This window comes from uncultured Tateyamaria sp., from assembly GCF_947503045.1.
Lineage (GTDB): Bacteria > Pseudomonadota > Alphaproteobacteria > Rhodobacterales > Rhodobacteraceae > Tateyamaria.
On sequence record NZ_CANNCF010000002.1, the window covers coordinates 736,282 to 758,014 of the forward strand.

Annotated in this window: 16 protein-coding genes and 1 tRNA gene; 14 read left to right on the top strand and 3 right to left on the bottom strand. The window is 61.3% G+C overall.

From position 1 onward, the window contains the following. Positions 1-102: 102 nt before the first annotated feature. Positions 103-1,572 (bottom strand): NAD(P)-dependent oxidoreductase, encoded by a 1,470-nt coding sequence (locus Q1A89_RS12030; protein WP_299728094.1) that lies wholly within the window; start codon positions 1,570-1,572, stop codon positions 103-105. 217 nt (positions 1,573-1,789) lie between these two features. On the opposite strand from Q1A89_RS12030, the gene Q1A89_RS12035 reads away from it, so the two are divergent. After that, positions 1,790-2,593: an undecaprenyl-diphosphate phosphatase gene (locus Q1A89_RS12035; RefSeq protein WP_299728096.1), complete on the top strand. Its 804-nt coding sequence runs from the start codon at positions 1,790-1,792 to the stop codon at positions 2,591-2,593. Here the strand turns inward: Q1A89_RS12035 and Q1A89_RS12040 are convergent. Further along, complete coding sequence (locus tag Q1A89_RS12040) at positions 2,590-3,570, bottom strand: complex I NDUFA9 subunit family protein (RefSeq protein WP_299728098.1); 981 nt, start codon at positions 3,568-3,570, stop codon at positions 2,590-2,592. The two genes, Q1A89_RS12035 and Q1A89_RS12040, sit on opposite strands and share 4 nt — an antisense overlap. A gap of 204 nt (positions 3,571-3,774) precedes the next feature. On the opposite strand from Q1A89_RS12040, the gene Q1A89_RS12045 reads away from it, so the two are divergent. The 6 genes from Q1A89_RS12045 to Q1A89_RS12070 all read left to right on the top strand — a co-directional run bounded on the left by Q1A89_RS12045 (position 3,775) and on the right by Q1A89_RS12070 (position 10,671). After that, positions 3,775-3,861: transfer RNA gene (locus Q1A89_RS12045), tRNA-Leu, on the top strand. 248 nt (positions 3,862-4,109) lie between these two features. After that, entirely contained in the window at positions 4,110-6,209 is a 2,100-nt protein-coding gene (locus Q1A89_RS12050; protein ID WP_299728100.1) for a hydantoinase/oxoprolinase family protein, read from the top strand. Further along, complete coding sequence (locus Q1A89_RS12055; RefSeq protein WP_299728103.1) at positions 6,206-7,855, top strand: hydantoinase B/oxoprolinase family protein; 1,650 nt, start codon at positions 6,206-6,208, stop codon at positions 7,853-7,855. The genes Q1A89_RS12050 and Q1A89_RS12055 overlap by 4 nt, the downstream gene beginning before the upstream one ends. Next, positions 7,852-8,931 carry a histidinol-phosphate transaminase gene (locus Q1A89_RS12060; protein WP_299728106.1) on the top strand — a complete coding sequence of 360 codons (1,080 nt, stop codon included), beginning with the start codon at positions 7,852-7,854 and terminating at the stop codon, positions 8,929-8,931. The genes Q1A89_RS12055 and Q1A89_RS12060 overlap by 4 nt, the downstream gene beginning before the upstream one ends. Then, complete coding sequence (locus Q1A89_RS12065; protein WP_299728109.1) at positions 8,928-9,671, top strand: Asp/Glu racemase; 744 nt, start codon at positions 8,928-8,930, stop codon at positions 9,669-9,671. Before Q1A89_RS12060 ends, Q1A89_RS12065 begins: the two co-directional genes overlap by 4 nt. A gap of 31 nt (positions 9,672-9,702) precedes the next feature. Further along, complete coding sequence (locus Q1A89_RS12070; RefSeq protein WP_299728112.1) at positions 9,703-10,671, top strand: D-2-hydroxyacid dehydrogenase; 969 nt, start codon at positions 9,703-9,705, stop codon at positions 10,669-10,671. A gap of 87 nt (positions 10,672-10,758) precedes the next feature. Here the strand turns inward: Q1A89_RS12070 and Q1A89_RS12075 are convergent, their stop codons facing one another. Beyond that, on the bottom strand, positions 10,759-13,464 hold the full coding sequence (locus Q1A89_RS12075) for a calcium-binding protein (RefSeq protein WP_299728115.1): 2,706 nt from the start codon (positions 13,462-13,464) through the stop codon (positions 10,759-10,761). A 262-nt stretch (positions 13,465-13,726) separates the two neighbouring features. Here Q1A89_RS12075 and Q1A89_RS12080 point away from each other — a divergent pair, with 262 nt between their 5' ends. From Q1A89_RS12080 to Q1A89_RS12110, 7 genes are all read left to right on the top strand, one after another. After that, the gene (locus tag Q1A89_RS12080) at positions 13,727-14,716 is read left to right on the top strand and encodes a DUF2793 domain-containing protein (protein ID WP_299728117.1); all 990 of its coding nucleotides are present in this window, start codon (positions 13,727-13,729) and stop codon (positions 14,714-14,716) included. Positions 14,717-14,870: 154 nt separating this feature from the next. Next, a complete protein-coding gene (gene rfbC, locus Q1A89_RS12085; RefSeq protein WP_299728120.1) occupies positions 14,871-15,431 on the top strand; it encodes a dTDP-4-dehydrorhamnose 3,5-epimerase in 561 nt (186 codons plus the stop codon). Next, positions 15,428-16,471 (top strand): dTDP-glucose 4,6-dehydratase, encoded by a 1,044-nt coding sequence (rfbB, locus tag Q1A89_RS12090; RefSeq protein ID WP_299728123.1) that lies wholly within the window; start codon positions 15,428-15,430, stop codon positions 16,469-16,471. Before rfbC ends, rfbB begins: the two co-directional genes overlap by 4 nt. Beyond that, on the top strand, positions 16,468-17,319 hold the full coding sequence (rfbD, locus tag Q1A89_RS12095) for a dTDP-4-dehydrorhamnose reductase (protein WP_299728126.1): 852 nt from the start codon (positions 16,468-16,470) through the stop codon (positions 17,317-17,319). The genes rfbB and rfbD overlap by 4 nt, the downstream gene beginning before the upstream one ends. Then, positions 17,316-18,188 (top strand): glucose-1-phosphate thymidylyltransferase RfbA, encoded by an 873-nt coding sequence (rfbA, locus tag Q1A89_RS12100; protein ID WP_299728129.1) that lies wholly within the window; start codon positions 17,316-17,318, stop codon positions 18,186-18,188. Before rfbD ends, rfbA begins: the two co-directional genes overlap by 4 nt. 276 nt (positions 18,189-18,464) lie before the next feature. Beyond that, positions 18,465-20,780: a M10 family metallopeptidase gene (locus Q1A89_RS12105; protein WP_299728132.1), complete on the top strand. Its 2,316-nt coding sequence runs from the start codon at positions 18,465-18,467 to the stop codon at positions 20,778-20,780. A 65-nt stretch (positions 20,781-20,845) separates the two neighbouring features. Continuing rightward, entirely contained in the window at positions 20,846-21,712 is an 867-nt protein-coding gene (locus Q1A89_RS12110; RefSeq protein WP_299728135.1) for a sulfotransferase, read from the top strand. Positions 21,713-21,733 lie beyond the last annotated feature (21 nt).

The following is a 21,733-nucleotide window of genomic DNA, read 5'->3' on the forward strand; positions in this document are numbered from 1 at the left end:
AGCAGCGCTGACCTGTCCTTTCCCGGTTCCAAACGCGTATGCACATTTCGGTGCACACTGTGTGCACAGGTGGTGCACGCCCGGTGTACCGCGATTCAGAGCCTATTCTGCCGCAATCGCCGCCGCGCTGAACCCTTGCAAAATCGCCTCGGCACAGTCTCGCCCGTCGCGGATGGCCCAGACAACCAGGCTCGCGCCGCGCACGATGTCACCCACCGCATAAACACCGTCCATTTGCGTCTGCCCAGTGGTAAAGGCCGCCTTGATCGTGCCCCAGCGGGTCACCTCCAACTCGGGCTGGTCCCACAAGGTCGGCAACGCCTCGGGCTCAAAGCCCAGCGCCTTGATCACGAGGTCCGCCTGTTCGACGTAATCCGCGCCCTCGATCACCTCGGGGGCCTGACGGCCTGTCGCATCCGGCGCGCCAAGGCGCATCTTTTGCACCGTGACACCTGTGACCCGGCCCGCAGGGTCCGCAGGGTTGTCCGCATCCGCAACGGCAAGGTCAGTGACAAAGCCCTTGGGCGCGCTCAGCCACTCGAACACCACGCCTTCTTCTTCAGCATTTTGAACTTCGCGCTGGCTGCCCGGCATGTTGGCGCGGTCCCGGCGGTAAAGACATTTGACCGAGGTCGCGCCCTGCCGGATCGACGTGCGCACGCAGTCCATCGCCGTATCGCCGCCACCGATCACCACCACACGCTTGCCTTCGGCATTGTAGCGCCCGCTATCGAACTCCTCGACCGCGTCGCCAAAGCTTTTGCGGTTGCTGGCGGTCAGAAAATCAATTGCCTTTTCAATGCCCTGCGCTTGCGACCCATGCAGCGTCAGGTCGCGGGATTTGTAGACGCCCGTGGCGATGATCACCGCATCATGTTCGGCCCGGATCGAGGCAAAAATGTCCGCATCCACATCGCAGTTCAGCACGAAATTCACACCGCCCTCTTCAAGCTGTGCATTGCGGCGCATCACTACGTCCTTTTCCAGCTTGAAGCCGGGGATGCCATAGGTCAGCAACCCGCCCGCGCGGTCATAGCGGTCATAGACGGTGACCTGCACGCCAGCCCGGCGCAGCACATCTGCGGCGGCCAGACCACCGGGGCCCGCGCCGATGATCGCCACGGATTCAGCGCGCTCGGTGGCGGGCTTGATGGGCTGCACCCAGCCCTTTTCCCATGCTGTGTCGGTGATGTATTTCTCGACCGACCCGATGGTGACGGTGCCGTGGCCGGACTGTTCGATGACGCAATTGCCCTCGCACAGGCGGTCCTGCGGGCAGATGCGGCCACAGATTTCGGGAAACGTATTGGTGGCCTGACTGACCTCATAGGCCTCTTGCAGGCGCCCTTCGGCGGTCAGGCGCAGCCAGTCGGGGATGTTGTTGTGCAGCGGGCAATGGGACTGACAATAGGGCACCCCGCATTGCGAACAGCGGCTTGCCTGCTCTTCGGCCTTGGCCGCAGCGTACTCCGCATAAATCTCGTTGAAATCCGCACGGCGTATCTCTGCGTCACGCTTTTCGGGCATGTCGCGTTCGATCTTGGTAAATTTCAGCATGGGCTGCTCAGCCATGGGTCCCTCCCGCCAGTCTTGGATTGGTTTGCGCGGAATAAATGATCTGAAGAGGGAATAAAAGGCAGCGATGCTGACCTAATAAGAGATTATTTGGCGGGAACGCACCGCCCAGCGCGCAAATCTCGCCTTTTTAGGTCCGATACGGACCTTTATGGCCATTTGCGTTCAGAATCATCGGCTTGTACACAGACCCTATCACAAGGGTGCGCAGGCCATGACTCTTTTTCAACTTTTGGTAGTGGCCATTATTCAAGGCGTGACCGAGTTCCTGCCCGTGTCCTCGTCAGGGCACCTCATCTTGTTGCCCGCACTGACCGGCACACCAGATCAGGGTCTCGCCATTGATGTCGCCGTGCATGTGGGCACTCTTTTGGCCGTCGTTCTCTATTTCCGCTCCGATGTGCGGATTGCCGCCGGTGGGCTCACCCGCCTTGTGCGGGGGCGCATCGACACGCCGGGCGCGTTCCTTGCACTTTGCCTGATCATCGCGACCATCCCTGCCCTGATTGTCGGCCACGCCATCAGGGTCACAGGGCTGGACGAAGCCATGCGCTCGGTCGCCCTGATCGGCTGGACAATGCTGGTCTTTGGCCTTGTCCTCTACTGGGCTGACCGCTTCGGTGCCACCACACGCAACGCAGGCGACTGGACGCTTAAACACGCGGCCCTCATGGGTCTGGCCCAATGCCTCGCCCTGATCCCCGGCACGTCCCGTTCGGGCATCACGATCACCGCCGCACGACAACTGGGCTATGGGCGCGAGGGGGCGGCCAAGCTGTCCATGCTGATGTCGATCCCGGTCATCCTCGCTTCGGGCGCGATCTTAAGCCTTGATGTCATTGGACAAACCAACTGGGCCCTGGCACGGGACGCCAGTATCGCCGCGGCCTTCGCCTTTGTCGCGGCCCTTGGCGCACTGGTTCTGATGATGCGCCTGCTGCGCAGCGTCAGCTTTACCCCATACGTGATTTACCGGGTGATCCTCGGCCTTGGCCTGCTGATCTGGGCCTATGCCTAGGCGCGCAGGTTCTTGGCGCTTTCCTTGATCGCGTCATACTGACCCGAGGGGCGGAATCGCCACAGATAGTCGGGCAATACAGACTCCATCGCCACAGGCTCGATCCCCATATCCGCAAAGCCCTTGGCCCCCTCACTCACCACGTTGTCGCGGCGCAGGTTGCGCACCTGATCGCGGGTGATCTGAGCACGGACGAGGCCAAGCGACAGAGCCTGCCCGACCTCAAGACCAAAGGCCATGATATTGGCGGCAAAGAACGGGATGTTCAGCACCGGGCGACGGCGGCGAATGACGTGCAGCATCATGTCCATCAGCTCGCGGAAGGTTTTGACGTCAGGCCCGCCCAATTCATAGACGCCGGGTGTAACATCACGGGTCAGCGCCACCTCGGCCGCCTTGGCCACATCGTCCACATATACAGGTTGAAACAGCGTGTCCGCGCCGACAACAGGCAGCACCGGACCCATGCGCGTCATGCCCGCAAAGCGGTTAAAGAACCCGTCTTCGGCCCCGAACACAATCGATGGACGCAGGATCACCGCATCGGGCATATGGGCAAGTACGCCAGCCTCACCCTCACCCTTGGTGCGGGCATAGTCGCTGTCGCTGACCACATCCGCCCCAATGGCCGAGATATGCACCATCCGGGCCACGCCCTGCTTGGCGGCCAGACGGGCCACGCGAACGGCACCCTCGGCCTGAACGGTTTCAAAGGTGTTTTTGCCGTCCTTGGCCAGAATACCAACGCAGTTCACCACCGCATCTGCACCCTGCATGACCTGCGCCACCGACGCGTCATCGCGGATGTTGCACAGCACCGGCTCGACCTGCCCAACGACGCCGTAAGGTTTGACAAAGATCGCCTCGTTCGGGCGGCGCACGGCGACCCGCACCCGCCAGCCTGCCTTGGCCATCCGGCGCGCGATATACCGTCCGACAAACCCCGACCCGCCATAGATGGTGACCAGCTTGGACATGACCCGCTCCTCGCGTTTTCGTTCACCCAACGGTCTACCCACCCGCAGCTATCCAGACAAGACGCCAAATTGGCGCGCTGCGTCCGTCCTTCTCCGTTTCGAAAAAATCCCCGCCGGAGGCTCCCGAACACTGCCACACACACAGCACCAGAATCGGATTGACACCTTGCATCACTGCGCTTAAACGCCCGTCTACCAACCCGTGCCCAGATGGCGGAATTGGTAGACGCGCTGGCTTCAGGTGCCAGTGACCGCAAGGTCGTGGAGGTTCGAGTCCTCTTCTGGGCACCATATTTCCCGATGCTTTTGTCGGACCATCCCTGATCTCAGGCACACCCCGAGTCGTTGACACGACGGCGCAAACTGTGCGTAGCTTACGTCACTAAGTGCCAAAGGGGCGTGACATGACACCGGGATTGCTCAATCCAATGCTGCGCCGCGCAACGGGATGTGACCTCGTCACCTGACCCGTAATTGGCTGCGCGCCCATCGGGCGCTGCATGAACGACGTCCAATCCCGTTGAATATGGCACTTTCAGATGACTTCCCCCTCAGGATACAGGCTGGCGATTGATATCGGTGGTACCTTTACAGACACAGTCCTCATGGACGGTGCGCACCAGATTCTCGCCACGACCAAGACCCCAACAACCCCCGACGCACCGGATCGCGGCGCGATGGAGGGGGCCGTCGACGTGCTCGCCTCCGCAGGCATCAAGTGGGAGCAGATCACCACCTTCATCCACGGCACGACGCTGGCCACCAATGCGCTGATCGAGCGGCGCGGGGCCTCCGTGGCGACGATAACGACCGAGGGATTTCGCGACATCCTCGAGATCGCCTACGAGCGGCGCTACAGCCAATATGCCATCAACATCGAAAAGCCCGATCTGATCGTGCCGCGCAAGCACGCCTTTACCATCGGCGGGCGAATGAACGTACACGGCCAGGAACTTGCTCCGCTGGACGTGGCGGCCATCGAGGCGCTGGCAGAGGCACTGCAAAAGGCAAAGATCGACGCCGTCGCCATCTGCCTCCTGCATTCCTATGCCAACCCGGCGCACGAGCCGGCCTTGCGCGATCTTCTGCACCAGCGCCTGCCGGACCTCGTCGTCTCGCTCAGCCACGAGGTCAGCCCCGAAGCGCGTGAGTTCGACCGGCTCTGCACCACGATCGCCAACGCCTATATCCAGCCCTTGATGTCGCGCTATCTGGCGGACATTCAGACCCGCTTTGGCAAGGCAGGTTTGCAATGTCCGATCCTGATGATGACCGCAGGCGGCGGCATGACAACCATCGAAACCGCCGCGCGTCTGCCCATCCGTCTGGTCGAATCCGGCCCCGCAGGCGGCGCCATTCTGGCCGCCCGGATCGCCGAAGAAACCGGGGCAGGCAAAGTGCTGTCCTTTGACATGGGAGGCACCACGGCCAAGCTGTCGTTGATCGACGATTTCCGCCCGCAAATGTCGCGTAAATTCGAAATTGCGCGGGCGGCGCGGTTCATCAAAGGGTCCGGCATGCCGGTGCGAATCCCTGTGATCGAGATGATCGAGATCGGGGCAGGCGGGGGCTCCATCGCATCCGTGGATTCGCTGGGCCGCGTCGCCGTCGGCCCGCACAGCGCCGGGTCCGAACCCGGGCCTGTGGGCTTTGGCAAGGGCGGAACGCAGGCGACAGTGACGGACGCGGATATCGCACTGGGCTATATCGATCCCCACCGCTTTGCCGAAGGCCGGTTGCAGATCGACCGCCCGGCTTCCGAAAGCGCGTTAGAGCGCGGAATCGGGGCACACCTGGGGATAAACGCAAGCGATGCAGCAACCGCCGTGACCGAGATCGTGGACGAGGCGATGGCAAGTGCAGCCCGCATGCACGCCGTGGAATCGGGCAAGGAGGTCGCCGACCGTCTGATGATCGCCTTTGGCGGCAACGGCCCACTGCATGCAACGCGGCTGGCACGCCGGGCCGGGATCACTCGCATCCTTATCCCGCAGGATCCGGGGGTTGGTTCGGCTGTCGGGTTCCTCTTTGCGCCTGTGTCTTTCGAGATCATTCGATCCCGTTACGCAACGCTCGAGACCCTTGATCCGCGAGGTCTGAACAGCCTGCTGCAGGATATGTTCGAGGCGGCCAAATCCGTGGTGCGGGCCGGCGCCCCAACCGGCGATCTACGCCAGCGCCGGGTTGCCTACATGCGCTATAAGGGGCAAGGGCATGAGATCGAAATCGAACTGGGCAATGACCTGATCACGACCTCCGATATAGGTCGTTTGCGCGGCGCGTTCGAAGATGAATACCGCCGCCAATTCGGCAGACCCGTGCCCGGGATGGTCATCGAAGTGCTGAACTGGGGACTGTCCGTGTCATCTCCGCCACCGGCTATGGACGATGCGCCCGCACAAACCCAAACACGCCAGAAAACGGCCCAATCCACCCGCCAAATCTGGTGCAACATCTCGGACCAGTGGCGCGACGCGGCCCTGTTTGACCGCGCCCATCTGCAACCTGGCGACACCTTCGACGGCCCCGCCCTGATCGTGGAGCCGCAAACAACCACCTTTGTCAGTGCCGATTTCCGGGCCACCATCGACGCACGCCACAACATCTGGCTAACCGCACTGCAGGGGGAGGTGACATGAGCATCTCAAACACTCGACTTCAGGTGATGTGGAACCGCCTGTTGGCCGTCGTCGAGGAACAGGGGCAGGCCCTGATCCGGGCCGCGTTCAGTCCGATTGTGCGCGAATGTGGCGACATTTCTGCCGGGATTTTCGACGCAGAGGGGCGGATGCTGGCGCAGGCTGTGACCGGCACGCCGGGGCACATCAACACCATGGCTGAGGCGGTGATCACGCTGCGCGACCGCTTTGCCGTGCAGGACATGCGCCCCGGCGACATCTACATGACCAACGATCCGTGGATCGCGTCCGGCCATCTGAACGATTTCCTGCTGCTCATGCCTGTTTTTCACAAGGACCGAGTGATCGGCTTTACCTCGTGCACCTCGCATCTGGTCGATCTGGGCGGTCTGGGCATGGGCCCAGAGGGCAGCGACATCTATGATGAGGGGTTGCTGATCCCACCGTGCAAGCTGGTCAATGCCGGAGAGGTCAACGCCTTGCTGATGGAGATCGTCAAGGCAAACTCCCGCGAGCCTGTAGCGAACGAGGGCGACATCTATGCCCTCATCGCCTGTTGCGAGGCCGGGACCGCGCGCCTTGGTCACATGATGAGCGAGTTCGCGATCGACGACCTTGAGGCGCTATCCGCCTACATCATCGATACCTCGCGCACGGCGACGATCAAAGCCATCGCCGAGTTGCCAAATGGAACATGGCACAGCACCCTCACCGTGGACGGCTATGATCACGAGATCACCCTGCGCGCCGCTCTCACCATCGCGGACGACCACCTGAGCGTTGATTTCGCAGGCACCGACCCCTGCACAGGCAAGGGCATCAACGTGCCGCTCAACTATGCAACCGCCTATACCGTCTTTGCCCTGCGCTGCATCATCGGGCCGGAAACGCCCAACAACGCAGGCTCCCTCGAACCCTTCCGCGTGACCGCGCCCAAAGGCTGTATCCTCAACGCGCAGCCCCCTGCACCCGTCGCGATGCGCCACACCTTGGGGCAGATGACGCCCGACCTTGTTTACGGATGCCTGTCGCAGGCTCTGCCGGACGTCGTCCCGGCCGAAGGTGCGTCCTGCATGTACGATCTACCGCTGCGCAGCACGCCTGAAATGGCGGAATGGGACGGCGCAAACTTTGCCGTCGAGCTGGTGTTCAACGGCGGGACAGGCGCACGCCCGACCTTGGACGGATTGTCCGCAACCGCCTTTCCAAGTGGCGTCTGGGGCAGTCAGGTCGAAACGACCGAGGCGGCAGCCCCCATCCTGATCCATCGTCGCGACCTGCGCCGCGATTCCGGCGGGGCGGGACAATATCGCGGCGGCCTAGGACAGCGGATCGAAGTCAGCTCAGCCGAAGATGAAGATGTCCTGCTGTTCCTGTCCGTGGAGCGTGTGGACAATGCCGCAAAGGGCCGTCACGGCGGTCTGGACGGGGCCAAAGGGCGCATTCGCATCGGTGACGAAAGTGCCGATTTGCCCGGCAAGGGCGCATTTCGCGTACCCGCAGGCCAGCGTTTGATCTTTGAAACGCCGGGCGGCGGCGGGTTCGGTCCGCCAGATGCGCGCGACCCGCAAGCGCTGCAACGCGACATCGAGGATGGGCTGGTGAGCGCCAAGGCAGCCTCGACCCGGTACGGAGGGGAAACATGACCAAAGCATTGCCGCATGTCGAAAACATGTCGCCCTATGCGCTGGCCGACATGACCGCACCGGCAGGGATGCGCCTTGTATCCCTGTCCCAGAACGAAAGCCTGCGCGGGCCAAGCCCCAAGGCCGTTGCCGCCGCCGCTGCCTGTCTGATCAAGGGCGGCAATTATCCCGAGCCGGACTGGTTTGATTTGCGACATGCACTGGCCGACCTTCATGGCATACCTGCGCAAGGCATCCTGTGTGGCAGTGGATCGCTGGACTTGATCGCCTGCGTCGCCCGCGCCTATGCCGGACCGGACCGCACGGTTTTGACCTCAGCCCATGCCTATCCGTTCTTTCGCACTGCGGCGCAGATGGCCAATGCACGGCTCGATATTGCGCCTGAAACGGATTGCTGCGTGGACGTTGACGCCTTGCTGGCGGGCGTGCAGGCCGACACCGCGCTGGTGTTTGTCGCCAACCCCGGCAACCCCACGGGCACCCGCATCCCGAAATCGGAACTGCTACGGCTGCGGGCGGGCCTGCGCGACGACATCCTGCTGGTCATCGACGAGGCCTATGGCGAGTTTTCCGACCATATGGATGCGCCGTGCTGGGACATGGTGGAGGCCAACTGCATCGTGCTGCGCACTTTGTCCAAGGCCTACAGCATGGCTGGGTTCCGCGTTGGTTGGGGCCTGTTTCCGGATGTAATCGCCGGGCAGGTGCGCAAGGTGATGAACCCCAACAACCTGACATCGGCATCGCAAGCTGCGGCCGTCGCAGCGGTGTTGGACCAGACCTATATGCGCGAGACCTGTACGATGACATCTGGCATACGCCAACAGGCCATCCTGTCCTTGCGGAGCATAGGCTTTGAGGTGCGCGACAGCGTTACGAATTTTGTACTGATCCTGTTTGCAGATGAAGACACAGCATCGCAGGCCGATGCAGCCCTGAGCGCACAGGGAGTATTCCTGCGCCGCCAACAGGGGGCTGGCCTACCTCACGCACTACGCATGACAATCGGGCCGGAACCGGACACGCAAAAGGCCATCGATCATCTGGAACGCTGGAAACGGGAGGCCCAGACATGACGGACACACGCGGGCGGGCACGCATTGGTGTGCTGGTGCCTTTCACGAATTCGAACCTCGAACCTGACTTTGCGATGATGCGCCCCGCCGGGGTGTCGATCCATGTCGCGCGCATGGGCGGATATGACGAAGATGCGGTGCCGGACGAACACCAGATGCATGATCTGGGCGCTGCTGATCTGGACGACCCGCTGCACCTGTTGTCGGGGATCAAGCCTGATGTGGTGGTCTATGGCTGCACCTCGGCGACACTGACTCACGGGCCAGCTTTCGACCGGGCGCTGGCTGGGCGGATCGCGGCGAGCAGTGGCGCGAAAACCGTAACGGCCGCCGGGGCGTTGGTACATGCGCTCAAGGCATTGGGGGTCACACGCATCGGTTTTGCCTCGCCTTACGTGGCCGAGATCAACGACATGGCGATCCGGTTTCTGGCCGATACCGGCTTTGACACCGTGGCGCGAGGCGAGGTCGGCGCGGCACTGGGAAATCACGAACAGGGGGCTTTGGACCCGGACGCGGTCATGGAATTGGGAATGCGCGCGGATCATCCGCAGGCCGAGGCCATCGTGTTGTCTTGTACCGAAATGCGCAGTTTAGAGACACTTCAAAGGTTGGAGGACTCGCTTGGCAAACCTGTGATCAGCTCAAATCAGGCAATGATGTTCGAGACGCTGGGCGCGCTGGGGATCGGCGATCCGATAAGTGGGTTTGGTCAATTGCTGGAGAGGGTGACGAGATGAAAACTGGAGACCTCGATGCTTGGCGTGCGCTATGACTGAGCCGCTGCGCATCCTGCTGCACAATGCTGAAACGTCGGACATCGCCTCCATGGCGCGCCGTGCGCACCCCAAGGCGATTGTCGAGACCTGCCAATCCTACGCCGCGCTCTCGGCGCATCTGGACGCATTGCGCCCGCACGCCGTTTACACCGTCCGGTTCGCAGGCAGCGACGGCTATCCGCGCGATGCGCTGTTCGGGCCAAACGGGCCGCGCTGGGTCGCCAATGGCGGGGCAGGCACAGACCATTTCGGCATCTGGGACACTACGCGCGTCACCGTGACCAATGCTGCCGGAGTGGCTGCCGACATGATGGCCGAATATGTTATGGGCGGCTTTTTGCATTTCGCTCTCGATGTTCCGGGCCTGCAATCGGACAAGGCCCAGAGGCGCTGGCCTGCTCGGACGGTCCGGCCCCTGAAAGATGCCACGTTGCTCATCGTCGGATTGGGACAGACTGGGCGCGCCATCGCACGACTGGCGCAATCGTTCGGCATGATCGTGATCGGCACCCGTGCCCGGCCCGAACCAATGGAGCATGTCGACGAAGTTCACCCCGCAGATCACCTGCACGCAGTTCTGCCAAGGGCTGATTTTGTCGCCGTCTGCACACCGCTGACGCCAGCGACCCGTAATCTGCTGAGCGTGAATGAGTTTGCCTTGATGAAACCGGGGGTGGTTTTTACGGACGTGTCCCGAGGGGGAGTGATCGATGGGACCGCATTGCTTGGGGCATTGAGCGACGGGCATGTTGCGGGTGCTGCCCTCGACGTTTTTGAGACCGAACCGTTGCCCGCCGACAGCCCATTCTGGGCGGTGGAAAACGCACTGATCTCGCCCCATTGCTCTTCGGTCTATGACGGATGGGAGGCCGCGTCCTTCGACTTGTTCCTCAACAATCTGGCGCGATGGGTCGAAGGCAAGGAGTTGTTCAACATCGTCGATCCAAACCGGGGATATTGATCCGGCTTGGTCGGGTTTCTCCCAACCGCTGCCTCGCCCATGTTGGAATTGCGTTGATCCAATCCGATCCAGCGCGATGGCACTCCGTCAAAAGACAAAGTCGTCTACACCCAGATCCGCCAGATTTACGTCCAGCAACCGGATCGAGCTGTTCGAGCCCGTCGTGATCAGAACGTCCGACCCCACCTGTTGCGAGACCGCAAGGACGCTGTTGACCGTGTCAAAGGCGGACAGGTTCGAGAAATCCATCAGCTCAAACGCGTTGTTGGCGTCGAAATCGCGGATCGTGTCGTTGCCATGGTCGGTTTCGAAGACAAAGCGGTCTGCGTTGAAATCACCGGCCATCAGGTCATCGCCCGTGCCGCCAACCAATGTGTCAAACCCGGCGCCACCGAACAGGGAATCGTCACCCGATTCACCCATCAGGATGTCGTTGCCAGCGCCGCCGAAGAACCGGTCATTGCCCGAACCACCCCATGCGGTGTCGTTGCCCTGCTCTCCGAAATGCCCGTCATTGCCGGACCCGCCGACCAGTTGGTCGTCACCTGCGCCGCCGAACAGCCGGTCAAGCCCCTGCCCGCCAAAGATCGTGTCGTTGCCTGTGCGGCCATAAAGGTTGTCGGCCTGGTCACCACCATCCATCAGATCGTTACCGTCGCCACCATCCAGCAGATCAAACCCGGCATTGCCGAACATCGTGTCATTGCCTTCTTCACCCCACAGACCGTCCACGGTGAGACCAAAGTTGATGCCTGCACTCATCCAGTCATCGCCTGCGCCGCCATAAAGCCGGTCGGCGGTGTCACCGGACCACATGCTGTCATTGCCGTCTTCGCCGAACAGTTGGTCAAAGCCTGCGCCGCCGATCAGGATATCGTTGCCCGAACCGCCATAGATAGAATCAGCGTTTTCGCCACCGATCAGCGTGTCTTCTCCGACCCGACCATCCATGGTGTCAAAGCCGATGCCGCCAAAGACCAGATCGTCGCCAGCACCGGCATTGATCAGGTCTGCGCCGCCATCGCCGCTGAGGCTGTCATTGCCGAAATCGCCGACAATCGTGTCGTCACCGGCATTGCCGAAGATCACGTCGTGGCCGTCCGTACCATTGGTCTGCTCGGGTCCGGCTCCACCTTGCGCGGCGCCTGCGACATCCGGCATCGCAAAGGTCGGCTCAGCCATCCAGATTGGCGCTGCCGGTTGTGGACCGGCGGTCTGGGTTGCCGGGTGGACGGGGTCGGTTTCTGGTTCGGCTTCTTCATAAACCGAAAGATCGGTGGGTGGGCGGTTGCCCACGATGATCGCGTCGCCTGCGAAATCGGCTGCAGACAAGGATGACCCATCGGCAGAGCGGACTTCGATCACCGACGTGCCATAGCGCAGTTCAGCGCCCCAGCTGCGCGACGAGATGATCAGGTTTTCCACACCGCCCACGACGCCAAGTGCCGAGATGTCGATGCGATCCTGGCCCGGTTGATAATCTAGGATCACGTCCGTGGCTTCGTCCTGCGTCAAGACAAACAGGTCCGCGCCCTGGCCGCCCTGCAACGTGTCGCTGCCAGCGCCGTCAATCAGAATGTCATCCCCTGCGCCGCCTTGCAGCCAGTCCGCACCATTGCCGCCATTCAGGATATCGTCCCCGCCCGTGCCGCCCAATGTACCACCGCCTTGTTCGGCCACACGTGTTTCACCGGGCGCGTCATGGGTGATGGTATATTCGACGAGGTAGGGGGCGGATTGCGTCGTGACGAACAGGCGTGCGCCGTTCGCGGTTTCCGCCGCCTCGATATTGGAAATGTTGTTGAGCGGGCTGCCAACGCTGCCTGCGATCGCCTCGATATGCTGCAAGCGTCCGCCGTTCAGAACGACAAACAGGCTGAGACCCGAATCCGTGCCCGCTGCAACCACATAGTCCTGACCATTGATCGTGACCGTGCTGACATAGCTTGCATCGTCAAAGCGGGTGTCGAGCGTGTCCAGCACGTGATCGACAACGCTCATGCCTGTGCCATCTGCATCGATGGACAGGACAGACAAGGACCCACTGCCAGAGGCGGTCACGACCACGTAAAGGCCGCCATCGGCACCCACGGTTGTGGTCATCGCGCCCGGGCGCTCAGCCCACATGCCGTCTTCGACCCCAAGGTCCGCCATGTGCTGGACTGTGCCGTTGCCCGCCATCCGAAACAGAGACACGGTGTTGTCCGCGCCGTATGTGACAAGTGCCACGGTCTGTCCGCCATGGGTGGCGGTGACGATATCCGTGGCCGAACGCCCGTTCATGGCGCTGCCTTGGGACACTGCCTGGATATGCATTTGGGTGCCGCTGCCGAATGTCACGTGAGACAGACCACCACCGCGCAGCGCGACAAGGCCGCCTGTGCCGTCTTCCCACAGGGCCATTTCGGTGATGTCGCCCGCATCGAGACCGGAGGCAGAGCGGCTCAGATCACTGCCGAACGTGTTTGCCCCGTTTCCAGCGGTGACGGACACGCCTTGCAACGAGTCGCTGTTGAGCCCGGCCAGAAACAGCTCGAACCCGGTCCCGCTGGTCTGGCGAATTTCAATGTCGGTGCTTTCAAGTTGCAGATAAGAGGACGAAATGGCCCAGCTGTCCGCTTGTGCCGTGTCACCACCATTTGCGCCCAGATCGAACACGGTCAGCCAGCCATCGCCGCGTGTGGCAGCAAACAGATATGTGCCGCTGCTGGTCTGGACCACATCCAGATCCATCACACCGACCAGAGCATCCGTATTCGAGACTGACACAGCGCCGTGCGCCGTAAATGACATCCGCATTTGTACCCCCAAGGTATCGCGTTTCTTGGGGCAAGTTCTGACAGTGCCACGTGCAATGACGCGGTCGAGTTTGTGGCGCTTCTGCGACCTATCGCATGGATTTTAACCTATCGGGTGGGGTGGCATTTACCATCCCGATCCTCGCGAACCGTTGCAGGAGTGCGGGTTGCACCGTGCGCCGCCTTTTGCGGAAGTTAACGTCAAGGGAAGAACGTGCGCCGGATTAACCAGCGATTTTCCCGAAAGGACCGCCTGCATGTCTGAGACCTCACCGATCCTGTCCATGCCCTACATCCAGCCCTCGCAGGCGCAAAAACATGTCACCCACAACGAGGCGCTGCGCCAGCTTGATGCCATCGTACAACTGGCCGTAATTTCGGCTGACCTGACATCCCCTCCTCCGACACCCGGCGAGGGCGACCGCTATATTGTCGCTGCAAGCGCCACAGCAGCGTGGTCCGGTCAGGACAATGCGGTTGCTGTCTGGGCAGACAATGCGTGGACGTTTCACACACCCCTGACCGGCTGGCGCGCGGATGTGCAGGGCAGCGGCGAATTGCTGCGCTTTGATGGCAGCGGCTGGGTCACGCCGGAACGCGAACCGTTGCAGAACGTCGCCCATGTGGGCATCAACTCGACCGCTGACGACACCAACCGTCTCAGCGTTACGTCCGATGCGACCCTGCTCAACCACGCGGGCAGCAATCATCAGCTGAAGCTGAACAAGAACGCCCAGGTCGACACCGCAAGCCTGCTGTTCCAGACCGGCTTTTCCGGTCGTGCCGAGATGGGGACAGCAGGAAACGACGATTTCGCGATCAAGGTTTCGGCGGATGGCGCCCTGTTCAACACCGCCATTGTAGCCGACGCTGCAGATGGTGCAGTGCAGTTCCCGCAGGGCAAATGCTATTTCGACGAAGTCTTTATCGCGGATGATGCCGCTTATGGGTTCGACATCCCGTTTTCCGACCCTGCACGCATCATGATGTGGCTGTCGCTGGATCTGGCGGGCGAGTTCTATCTTTTTTCCGTGACCGGCGCCCTTGCCGGGGCCAGCAATTTCGCAGCTATGTTCACCAGCGTAGCGGGCAGCCTCAACTTTCTGACTGGCACGCTGGATGGCACAACGGGACCTGACAACGCCATCAGCATCTCGATCGACACCAGCGGAGCCACTCCGCGTATGTACCTCGAAAACCGCCTTGGGTCCGATCGGACCTTCACTATGTCCACCCTGGGCAAATAAGGCGGGCAGGTCAGTGCGACCCGTGCGCAAATAGAACAAGACGGTAGAAAACTGCCGCTGCATGACAGGGTTGGGGGGGTCAGCCCACATCTTTCGTGACATCCAAACACCCCTTTGCTATGCGCCACACAGCATTGCAAAGGGACCCTCACACGTGAAGATTACCGAGACCGCACTCCCCGGTGTCCTGCTGATTGAACCCCGTCGTTTTGGCGATGATCGTGGGTTTTTCAGTGAAAGCTGGAACCGCAAGACCTTTGCGACCCACGGCATTCACACGGAATTCGTGCAAGACAACCACTCGATGTCCGGCGCCGTCGGCACCGTGCGCGGCCTGCATTTTCAGGCCCCTCCTTCCGCGCAGGCCAAGCTGGTGCGCTGCGGACGTGGCGTGCTGTTTGACGTGGCCGTCGATATCCGACGCGGATCGCCCACCTATGGCCAATGGGTCGGTTATGAGCTCAGCTTTGACAACGGATTGCAGTTGTTGATCCCCGAAGGGTTCCTGCACGGCTTTGCAACCCGCACATCCGACACCGAGATCATCTACAAATGTTCTGACTATTACGATGCGACCGCCGATGGCGCGGTGGCATGGGACAGTTGCGGCATCGATTGGGGTATGACCGGCGACCCGATCCTGTCTGAAAAGGACGCCGCCGCCCCGGCACTGGCCGATTTCGACAGCCCCTTTACCTACGAGGCAACGCCATGAAACTTCTCGTCACCGGCGGCGCCGGGTTCATCGGATCGGCAGTTGTGCGGCAGGCTGTGGCGGCCGGTCACGAGGTGATCAATCTGGATGCGCTGACCTATGCGGCCTGTCTTGAAAACGTGGCCTCGGTCGGGAACGCACCGAACTACACCTTTGTCGAGGCGGACATTCGTGACCGCCCTGCGCTGGATACCGCTCTGCAAACTCATCAGCCCGACGCCATCATGCATTTGGCTGCCGAGTCGCATGTGGATCGCTCCATCGACGGACCCGGCACCTTTATCGACACCAATGTTATGGGCACCTTTCACCTGCTCGAAGCGGCGCGCAGCTATTGGGAAAGCGAGGGTCGCCCTGACACATTCCGCTTTCACCACATCTCGACGGACGAGGTGTTCGGCTCGCTCGGTGCGACCGGAATGTTCACCGAAGAGACCCCTTACGATCCGCGCAGCCCCTATTCTGCGTCCAAAGCATCGTCGGACCATCTGGTACGCGCATGGGGCGAGACCTATGGCCTGCCCGTCGTCCTGACCAACTGTTCGAATAATTACGGCCCCTTCCACTTTCCGGAAAAGCTGATCCCGGTGATCATCCTGAACGCGCTGGCGGGCAAGCCGCTGCCGATCTATGGGGACGGGTCGAACGTGCGCGACTGGCTCTATGTTGAGGACCACGCTGACGCCCTGCTGCTGGTTGTGCAAAAGGGTGCAGTGGGGCGCTCCTACAACATCGGGGGCGAAAACGAACGTTCCAACCTCGAGCTGGTCAAGACGCTGTGCACCATACTGGACGAGGTGCGCCCCAAGTCGTCGGGCTCATACGCAGACCAGATCACCTTTGTGACCGACCGGCCCGGGCATGATGCGCGCTATGCCATCGACCCGACCCGCATTCGCGAAGAACTGGGCTGGTCGCCATCGGTCACCGTCGAGGATGGGCTGCGCCGAACCGTGCATTGGTATCTTGAAAACGAAGCGTGGTGGCGCGCCCTGCAGGATCGCGCAGGCGTCGGCCAGCGGTTGGGCACCGGCGGATGAGCATCCTTGTCTTTGGATCAACCGGGCAGGTGGCCAAGGAGCTCGCCGCGCTGCCCGACACGGTTTGCCTTGGGCGGGCGGTCGCTGATCTGAGTGACCCGCAGGCCTGCGCCGATGCGATCCGTGCACATGCCCCCCGCGCCGTCATCAACGCGGCCGCCTACACCGCCGTGGACAAGGCCGAATCCGAAGAAGAACTGGCAGCAGTCGTGAATGGCCACGCCCCGACAGCGATGGCTGCGGCCTGTGCAGCTTTGGGCATTCCGCTGGTCCACATCTCGACCGACTATGTGTTCAACGGCACTGGCACCGACCCTTGGAACCCCGATGATCCGACCGAACCGCTTGGGGCCTATGGGCGTACCAAACTGATCGGAGAAGACGGCGTACGGGCCTCGGGTGCGGTGCATGCCATCCTGCGCACCTCTTGGGTGTTTTCGGCACATGGCGCGAACTTTGTCAAAACGATGCTGCGTCTCGGGGCAGAACGGGACAACCTGAGCATCGTCGCCGACCAGATCGGCGGGCCAACCCCGGCGCGCACCATCGCAAGCGCCTGTCATGCAATGGCGCTGCAGCTGATCGAGAGCGCTGATGCCGCAGGCACATACCATTTTTCCGGCGCGCCCGATTGTTCCTGGGCCGATTTTGCCCGCGTGATATTTGACGAGGCCGGTATCGCCTGTGACGTGAGTGACATCCCCACATCCGACTATCCCACACCCGCAGCCCGCCCCGCCAATTCACGCATGAACTGTGGGTCGCTGGCAGACGCATTCGGCATCGCGCGGCCTGACTGGCGCGTGGCATTGCGCGAAACCATCCACGAGTTGAAAGAGACGTCATGACCAAACGCAAAGGTATCATTCTGGCCGGTGGCTCTGGTACGCGGCTCTACCCAATCACCATGGGCGTGTCCAAACAACTGCTGCCGATCTACGACAAACCGATGATCTACTACCCGATTTCGGTGCTTATGCTGGCCGGTATTCGCGAGATCGCGATGATCACTACGCCGCAGGATCAGGATCAGTTCAAGCGCACGCTTGGCGATGGCAGCCAATGGGGCATTACGCTCACCTATATCGTGCAGCCATCGCCGGACGGTCTGGCGCAGGCCTATCTGCTGGCCGAAGATTTCCTTGATGGTGCGCCCTCCGCCATGGTGTTGGGCGACAACATCTTTTTCGGACATGGCCTGCCCGAGCTGCTGGCCGAGGCAGACGGGCACGACACCGGCGGCACCGTTTTCGGCTATCACGTGTCCGACCCGGAACGCTATGGCGTGGTCGGGTTCGATGCGGACGGGATGGCGCGCGAGATCATCGAAAAGCCGGCCAACCCGCCGTCGAACTACGCGGTCACGGGTCTCTACTTTCTCGACGGCGATGCGCCGCGCCGCGCACGCGAGGTCAAGCCATCCGAGCGGGGCGAGTTGGAGATCACCACCCTGCTTGAAATGTATCTGGCCGACGGCTCCCTGCGGGTGAACCGCATGGGGCGCGGCTATGCATGGCTCGACACCGGCACCCATGGCAGCCTGCTGGATGCGGGCAATTTTGTGCGCACTCTGACCAATCGGCAAGGCCTGCAAACCGGCAGCCTCGAAGAGATCGCATTTGAGCATGGCTGGATCAGCAAGGACGAACTGAAGCAGCGCGCGGCAATGTTCTCCAAGAACGATTATGGCACCTATCTGAATGGCCTGCTGGACTGATATCTGACGGGCGGGGCTGACCCTACGGGTCGGCCTCATCGCGCGTGGCAGCCTTCAAACCTCCCTTTCCACCGCCTAACTGTGCCCGCTTTGGCGGAGCCGCACACGATTGATTAACGGGCCCGTGGCTAAGCTGGGACTCAGACGGTCGTTCTGGTTTTGGCTAAAAATGTCGAAATTTTACGACCCGCGGCGTCAAAGTTGCGCCCGATTTCTGGCTAAAAGCCTGTCCCCCAACATCTTTCGGTTTTTTGCTGTAACGAGGGCCCCTACGTCATGTGTTCGATCTGTTTTGCCACCCGCACCTTTGATCCTTTGCGCCACGACGAAGGGGGCGATCCGGCCTTTGCGAACCTGACCGAAGACCCGAATGCACCGGATTCGATCCTGACCACCAACACTATGTCCGTGGGCGACACGTTTTCCGGCAGCCTGTCTGAAAGCGGGGACGAGGATTGGATCGCGGTCAGCCTGACGGCAGGCGAGCAGTACCAGTTTGCCCTTGATGGCGGGACGCTCAGTGACCCGCTTGTCCGCCTGTTTGACGCCCAGGGCAATCAGGTTGCGGCCAATGATGACGGTGGGCCGGGGCTCAACTCGCTTTTGGTGCACACTGCCACCACCACCGGGACCTATTTCATTGTCGCCGATGCGTTTTCGACCCAATCGGGCAGCTACACGGTCACCTTCACCGACAGTTCCAGCCTGCCGGAACCGGGGACACCCGCCAGCCTCGACGACCTTGCGCTGTACCTGACCGAAGGGTTCTGGGGCGATCGCCAGATCAGCTTTGACACCACCCAGTCCAACATCATCACGGTCAGCATTGCGGGCCTGACGGCGGCTGCACAACAACTTGCCACATGGGCGATGGACGCCTGGGAAATGGTGGCCAATCTCGAGTTCCAGATCGTCACCTCTGGCGAGATGATCACCATGGATGACGAGTTGAGCGGTGCGTTCGCCTATGCGCCCAACTCCGGCTCGTCCGGCGGGGTCGAACTGAACGTGTCGCAAAGCTGGATTTCGACATACGGGACCAGCATCGACACCTATTCCTTTCAGACATTCATGCACGAAATCGGGCATGCCATCGGTCTGGGCCACCAGGGCGATTACAACGGGAATGCGGACTACGAGACGGACGCGACCTTTGTAAATGACAGCTGGCAGATGTCCATCATGTCGTACTTCAACCAGACAGAAAACACATCCATAACAGCCAGTTACGGATTCACAGCAACGCCGATGATGGCGGATATTCTGGCGATCCAGAACCTGTATGGCGCGCCGGATGCGAGCAGCGTGACGGCGGGCGACACGACCTATGGTCTGGGCACCCAGCTGGGCAATTACCTCGATTCGGTCTTTGACTGGCTCGCGGGTGGCGGCACCTCGACGGAGATGAGCGGCAACCAGATGGTGTTCACGCTTTATGATCAGGGCGGCAGTGACACGCTGGATCTGAGCTTTGCCAGCGACGCCGCCCGACTTGATTTGCGGGCCGAGACGTTCTCCGATTTCGGCAGCCTGATCGGCGTGATGGGAATTGCGCGCGGCACCGTGATCGAAAACGCGATCCTAGGCAGTGGCGACGACCGGGTCACGGGCAATGACGCCGCAAATGCGATCGACCTCGGTGTCGGGAATGACAGCATCGAGGCCGGTGGCGGCAATGACAGCATTATGGGCGGCATCGGCTTTGATACGATCGAAGGTGGCGATGGCAACGACAGCTTGTTTGGCGGCAATGGCGCTGATTCACTGCTGGGCGGCGACGGCGACGATCAGTTGGAAGGTGGCGACGGTTTCGACCAGATCAATGGCGGCGCAGGCCATGACCGGATACTGGCAGGCGCGACGGCCGACCGCGTCTATGGCGGTGACGGAAATGACTGGATCAGCGGCGGGTCCAACCTTGGCATCACCGTGGATGGCCTCTGGGGCGAGGCCGGTGATGACACGCTTGTCGGCGACGGCGGGTTTGATCTGCTGGACGGCGGCGATGGCAACGACCTGCTCGATGGTGGCCATCAGGCCGACAACCTTTATGGCCGGGCGGGCAACGACGTGATGCGCGGTGGCCTTGGGCTGGACCGCCTGTTCGGCGGCGAAGGGGACGATCTGGGCCACGGCGGCGAGGGCGATGATGGCCTGTTCGGAGACGCCGGCAATGATTCCCTGTTTGGCGAGGCGGGCAATGACCGCTTTTTCGGGGGCAGCGGAAATGACCTGCTGAACGGCGGTGAGGGGAACGACACGCTCAACGGCGGATCGGGCTTTGACACGATCGAAGCGGGCAGTGGCGATGACCTCATGTTTGGCCGGTTCAACGCGGACACGTTTGTATTTGCCGACGGGCACGGCAATGACACCATCGGCGATTTCAACGCGTTGAACAATTTTGAACGCATTGACCTCAGCGGGGTCAGCGCGATTTCCGGATTGGTCGATCTTGTGCTGGGCAGCGACACGACTGGGGCCGCGACCCGGTCGGGCAGTGACGTTGTGATTGATACGGGCAACGGCAATTCGATTCTGTTGTCCAACGTCACTCTGTCGGACCTCGATTCCTTCGACTTTATCTTCTGACGGGGTGACAAAAGCCGGGTCGTGGTTACTGGAAATTAACCAATTCGGCGAAAGGTGTCCGCGATATGCAGACACCCAAACCCTTTGACAAACTTTTCCTCAGCATCGGCGCGATGAAGGCGGGGACAACGTGGCTTTATGCGGTTCTGGGGCGTCATCCGGAACTGCATTTCGCGATGGAAAAGGAGATTCACTATTTCTACCATCGCTTTGTCAAATCCGATCAGTTGAGTGAAAAGCGGCGGCTGAAAGAAGCGCATGAGCGCTACATGCCCCGCTTTGACCCTGAAACCAGCCATGTGGACGTGGTGCGTCAAAACCTGCGTTGGATCGCCGCCTATCTGGACCGGCCCGTAGACGATTTGTGGTATCGCAACCTGTTTCAACTGCGCGACCACGAAACCTACGCGTGCGATTTTTCAAACCTGAACGCACATTTGCCCGCCGAAGCGTGGCCAAGGATTTCTGAAAGCTGTCAGCAATTGCGCGTGCTCTATACGTTGCGCGACCCGGTCAAACGCTTGTGGAGCCACACCAAGTTTCATCTCGAAGTCACAGGTGCGGCGGATAAATTGGATACGTGGGGTGCACGCGACTTCGAGGCGTTTCTGCGCCAGCCCCACATCTGGGACAACGCGGAATACGGTGCCGTTCTGCGCCGTGTACGTGCGGGATTGCAGCCCTCTCAATTCAAGGCGATCTTTTACGAGGACCTGCATGCCGATCAGCGCGGCACCCTGGCCGAGATCGAAGGTTTCCTCGGCGTGGCCCCGTTCGCATATCCGCAAGCCCTGCTGGAAAGACGCTTTACCGAAAGCGTCAAGCGCCCGATGCCAGACTTCTTTCCTCGGCTGATCGCCAAGGATGTGGCGCGCATCACCGCCGAAGTCGAAGCGGAAGGGTACCGCATCCCCGACAGCTGGCGGCACTGACACCCGCGCCGAAACCGCGCA